Origin of the sequence: Comamonas jiangduensis (genome assembly GCF_030162955.1) — a bacterium.
In the GTDB taxonomy this organism is placed as follows: domain Bacteria; phylum Pseudomonadota; class Gammaproteobacteria; order Burkholderiales; family Burkholderiaceae_C; genus Comamonas; species Comamonas jiangduensis.
This window is the reverse complement of record NZ_JARXOV010000054.1, coordinates 1-552: the sequence shown is the minus strand read 5'-3', so window position 1 is coordinate 552 and position 552 is coordinate 1. Positions and strand designations below refer to the sequence as shown.

General features: G+C 59.1%; 2 protein-coding genes. Both read right to left on the bottom strand.

Going from position 1 to position 552, the window contains the following annotated elements; genetic code table 11:
- Positions 1-2: 2 nt before the first annotated feature.
- On the bottom strand, positions 3-242 hold the full coding sequence (locus tag QEP12_RS16955) for a hypothetical protein (protein WP_174864023.1): 240 nt from the start codon (positions 240-242) through the stop codon (positions 3-5).
- A complete protein-coding gene (locus tag QEP12_RS16950) occupies positions 239-538 on the bottom strand; it encodes a hypothetical protein (RefSeq protein WP_174864025.1) in 300 nt (99 codons plus the stop codon). Before QEP12_RS16950 ends, QEP12_RS16955 begins: the two co-directional genes overlap by 4 nt.
- Positions 539-552: the final 14 nt, after the last annotated feature.

The window sequence follows — 552 nt, the reverse complement described above, 5'->3', positions numbered from 1 at the left end:
ACTCATGGGTTGGTCTCTCCAATGTCACTGCCCGCAGCCGTGCGGCGCTCCGCTTGCCCAACTGCGTGCTGTGCCATCTGCGAGCCCTTAGCCACGATCGTGGCAACCAGGGCGCGGGCTTGTTGGGTTGCAGTGGGTTTGCGCTTGAATTTGGGGCTGGGCTTTTGTTCCTGCAGGAACTTGGCGATGGACAGCCACTGATCGCGGTTGCGCTGGTTGCGCATGAGGGGGGAGTCGGTCATGCGCCTTGCTCCAGCTTGAATTGCATGAGCAGCGCAGTTGCCAATCTAGACTCTGTGACAACACGCTTAAAGTCTGCACGAAGCATCAAAAACTCAGACTCAAACAAGCCGTCAGACGACAAGTTGTCAAACCCATACTTAGCTTCATGGGCTCTGTTTTCCAGCCAGCGCTGAAATTGCTCAAGCGTTGGGGTGCCCCCCACCTGGTCGACCGGGGCGGAAGCCGCCAGGCGAGCGCTCTGGTCTTGGTGACCAGGCGGGGAACTTGATTCGGTGCGGGGGGTGGTTTTAGACATGCTGGCGGCTCCTG